Annotated in this window: 3 protein-coding genes and 1 pseudogene; 3 read left to right on the top strand and 1 reads right to left on the bottom strand. The window is 58.1% G+C overall.

Features of this window, described 5'->3' with window-relative positions:
- Nucleotides 1-132: 132 nt before the first annotated feature.
- Nucleotides 133-2,088 carry an acetate--CoA ligase gene (gene acs / locus ACCD00_RS30300; protein WP_111279962.1) on the bottom strand — a complete coding sequence of 652 codons (1,956 nt, stop codon included), beginning with the start codon at nt 2,086-2,088 and terminating at the stop codon, nt 133-135.
- 471 nt (nt 2,089-2,559) lie between these two features.
- Here acs and ACCD00_RS30295 point away from each other — a divergent pair, with 471 nt between their 5' ends.
- The 3 genes and pseudogenes from ACCD00_RS30295 to ACCD00_RS30285 form a co-directional block, all read left to right on the top strand.
- Nucleotides 2,560-2,823, top strand: a complete 264-nt coding sequence (locus tag ACCD00_RS30295) for a DUF2790 domain-containing protein (protein ID WP_413428873.1) — start codon at nt 2,560-2,562, stop codon at nt 2,821-2,823.
- Nucleotides 2,824-3,012: 189 nt separating this feature from the next.
- Nucleotides 3,013-3,288, top strand: a complete 276-nt coding sequence (locus tag ACCD00_RS30290; protein ID WP_085717154.1) for a hypothetical protein — start codon at nt 3,013-3,015, stop codon at nt 3,286-3,288.
- A gap of 529 nt (nt 3,289-3,817) precedes the next feature.
- Nucleotides 3,818-3,957: pseudogene (locus ACCD00_RS30285) on the top strand (ribonucleotide-diphosphate reductase subunit beta); the annotation flags it as partial.

Here is a 3,957-nt window from a genome sequence, read left to right as displayed (position 1 = left end):
AATAACACACAGGTTCTGGCAAACGACTCGGTCAAATGTGGGAGCGGGCTTGCTCGCGAAGAGGCCAGACCAAACAACAAAAAACCCCACCAGACTCGCATCTGGTGGGGTTTCGATGACGCCAAACGCTACTTACGCAACATTCATCGTCTTGTGCGTATCAATCAAATGCTGCACCACACCCGGATCCGCCAGGGTCGAAATATCCCCCAACCCCTCATACTCAGCCGTGGCAATCTTGCGCAGAATCCGGCGCATGATCTTGCCCGAACGAGTCTTCGGCAGCCCCGGCGCCCACTGGATGACATCCGGCGAAGCAATCGGACCAATCTCTTTACGCACCCAGTTTTTCAGCTCCAGGCGCAGTTGCTCGCTCGGCTCTTCGCCATTTTTCAGGGTGACATACACATAAATGCCCTGCCCCTTGATGTCGTGCGGCACACCGACCACCGCGGCTTCGGCGACTTTCGGGTGAGCGACCATCGCGCTTTCGATCTCGGCGGTGCCCATGCGGTGGCCGGACACGTTGAGCACGTCGTCCACGCGACCGGTGATCCAGTAGTAACCATCGGCATCACGACGGGCGCCGTCACCGGTGAAGTACATGCCGCGGAACGTCTTGAAGTAAGTGTCGACGAAGCGGTCATGGTCGCCGTACAGCGTACGCGCCTGGCCTGGCCACGAATCGAGAATCACCAGGTTGCCCTCGGCCTCGCCCTCGACGATGTTGCCCAGGTTGTCCACCAGCGCCGGCACCACGCCGAAGAACGGACGCGCCGCAGAGCCAGGCTTGAGGGCGTGAGCACCCGGCAGCGGGCTCATCATGTTGCCGCCGGTTTCGGTCTGCCACCAGGTATCGACGATCGGGCAACGGGATTGGCCGACGTTCTTGTAGTACCAGTCCCAGGCTTCCGGGTTGATCGGCTCGCCGACCGAACCCAACAGGCGCAGGCTGCTGCCGTCAGCGCCTTCGACAGCCGCCGTGCCCGAGGCCATCATGGCGCGGATCGCGGTCGGTGCGGTGTAGAGGATGTTGACCTTGTGCTTGTCGACGATCTTCGCCACCCGGGTGATGTCCGGGTAGTTCGGCACGCCTTCGAACAGCAGCGTGGTCGCGCCGTTGGCCAGCGGGCCGTAGACGATATAACTGTGGCCGGTGACCCAGCCGACGTCGGCGGTGCACCAGTAGATTTCACCCGGACGATAGTCGAACACGCGCTCGTGGGTCATGGCCGCGTACAGCAGGTAGCCGCCGGTGGTGTGCTGCACGCCCTTCGGCTTGCCGGTGGAACCGGAGGTGTAAAGGATGAACAGCGCTTCTTCGGCGCCCATCTCTTTCGGCGCACACACAGTGCCGGCCACTTTCATCAGGTCCTCGAACCAGATGTCGCGATGCTGGTTCCACTTGATGTCGCCACCGGTGCGCTTGCACACGATGACTTTCTGGATGCTGCTGGTTTCCGGGTTGGTCAGTGCGTCGTCGACGTTGGCCTTGAGCGGGATCTTCTTGCCGGCACGAATGCCTTCGTCGGCCGTGATCACCACTTTCGAGCGGCAGTCGATGATGCGACCGGCCAGGGCTTCCGGCGAGAAGCCGCCGAACACCACCGAGTGAATCGCACCGATCCGGGTACAGGCCAGCATGGCGACCACGGCTTCGGGGATCATCGGCATATAGATAGTCACCACGTCGCCGCGGTGCACGTCCTGACCACGCAGGGCGTTGGCGAACTTGCAGACTTGCTCGTGCAGTTCACGGTAAGTGATGTTGCGGCTTTCGGCAGGGTCATCGCCCTCCCAGATGATCGCGACCTGATCGCCGCGCTCGGCCAGGTGACGGTCCAGGCAGTTGTAGGAAACGTTCAGGGTGCCATCGGCGAACCATTTGATGTCGACATGGTGATCGTCGAAGGAAGTCTGCTTCACCGTGGTGAAAGGCTTGATCCAGTCGAGGCGCTTGGCTTGCTCGCGCCAGAAGCCGTCCGGGTTGACGACCGACTGCTGGTACATGGCCTTGTAGGTCGCCTCGTCGGTCAGCGTATTGGCCAGAACCTCGGGACGAACGGGATACAGGGAAGCCGCACTCATCTTTCTTACCTCGGTGGAATAGTTGTTTTTGTATGACCCTGTTGTAGCCCGGGCCGGGCCTATAGAACCATTCGACGATGGTAGTAACAAGCCCCTACAAAATGTCGTGAATAGCTCTACTCCGCCCACAGCTCCCTGTAGGAGCGAGCCCTGCTCGCGATGGTCGTCAACGATAACGCGCCCAACCTGACACCCCGCGGAGCCCTCAGGTTCATCGCGAGCAAGCTCGCTCCTACAAAAGAGAAGAGGTTATTCGGGGATTGTTACAGGATCTGTCAAAGGTGTTTATCAAAACCACGTCTATATGAACGTATCCGCCCCCCCTAAAATCTGCCACGCCAACCCGGCAACCTGAGTTAACCAAGTTACAGCCCCCACGAAGGCAGTTAACCCAAATCCAGTAGTTCAGCTCCACACGCAACCCCAAAAAGGTTGCGTGAACCCACTCGACCTTAGAAAGGTAAAACTCAAATGAAAGCTTTATTGGTTCTGGCCCTCAGCAGCGTGTGCGTAAGTGCCATGGCAAGCGAGGTCCCGGCTGATGTCGCGCAGCAACAACCACCCATTGAGGAATACACTTACTCGATGAACCTGGACATCGCCAAAGTGATCTCCATGAGCGAAGCCCCGAATGTTTGTGAAGTTGTGCCAATGAAAATGGAATACGAAGATTCCAGTGGTCAACGGCATATCCTGCGTTACAGCGCGATGGGCAACGGCTGTTCTAACGGCTGATCCCTGCTTCACCCCTCCCCGGAATAGGTTCGACCCACCCACCGCAATCAGGTAGATGAAGCGCCGAACCTTAATAATCGAATAAATCGATTATTTTAAGCATTTATTTGCGCTTTTTAATCGAAATAGTCGGCGTAGTATCAATCTCAACCCAAGACAAACAACGCCTTCGAAACTGGAGCAACGACCATGAAAACGCAACTGATCCTCGCCCTGACCCTCTCCGTGCTGGCTGCCAACACCTTCGCTGCCGATGGTTACGACCGCACCGGCTCGGCCGCCTACACCAGCGAAGCCTCTGTCGCTTCCGACGGTTACGACCACACCGGTTCAGCGTCCTTCGCAGCCGATGGCGCAGACCACATTGGCGCAGGCAAACTCGCAGCCGACGGCGCTGACCACACTGGCGCTGCCCGCCTCGCCGCCGATGGTGCCGATCGCGTCGGTGCCGCTCGCCTGAGCTAAGCCGCCAGCGTGACTTCATGGCCCGACTTCGGTCGGGCTTAGTTGTGTCTGGAGCCTGAGAAAACCCCACCGAAACACAAGATGTAGTGAAAAAAGCCTTTTTTGGTTATTTCTTGAGCAAAAATAATCCAGGGCAAAAAATCAGGAAAAAAAATCTTCCCCCGCCAACATCGTTCAAAGCCCTGTAAACCCTCGCTCCGACCGAAAAACGGTCACCATCGACCGATCCGTGAGCCATTTCGTCGCACCACAGCACGCAAAACTTCCCTATAATGCGGCCTTAAACGGGCCTGCAATATTCCCTTACAGGGATGAAAAGCCAGTCTGAAGCCCCGCACAAGCGATCAAAGCTTGCTGCGCCCATCAGTGGCTCTCGGAACCCCGTACAAAATTCTGTTTGATGCCTCTGCGTATAGCTGCAGCAAAAAACGATTCCTTTAGATCCAACGCGGCCAGTAAGGCCGTGTGAAAAACCGACCTATCCAATTTCACACGGGCACACTGGCCCTCACGCAGGAGACGACACGTCATGCTGAGCTGGGACGAATTCGACAAAGAAGACACGGAAGTAGCAGTCAAGAGCGCCAACGCCGGCCACGCCGCCGAAGCCAACATGGACCGTCTCGACAGCGCTGGCGGTGCCGCCGCCCTGGAAGCCCGTGCCGTGAC

The sequence above is a fragment of the Pseudomonas sp. Pseusp3 genome, from assembly GCF_047304225.1.
In the GTDB taxonomy this organism is placed as follows: Bacteria; Pseudomonadota; Gammaproteobacteria; order Pseudomonadales; family Pseudomonadaceae; genus Aquipseudomonas; species Aquipseudomonas fluorescens_CD.
The sequence above is the reverse complement of the archived record's forward strand: the minus strand, read 5'-3'. Positions and strand labels throughout refer to the sequence as shown.

Bases quoted from the DNA above. Each gene is read 5' to 3' on its own strand.
- acs (WP_111279962.1), bottom strand. From the start codon at position 2,088: ATGAGTGCGGCTTCCCTGTATCCCGTTCGTCCCGAGGTTCTGGCCAAT.
- ACCD00_RS30295 (WP_413428873.1), top strand. From the start codon at position 2,560: ATGAAAGCTTTATTGGTTCTGGCCCTCAGCAGCGTGTGCGTAAGTGCC.
- ACCD00_RS30290 (WP_085717154.1), top strand. From the start codon at position 3,013: ATGAAAACGCAACTGATCCTCGCCCTGACCCTCTCCGTGCTGGCTGCC.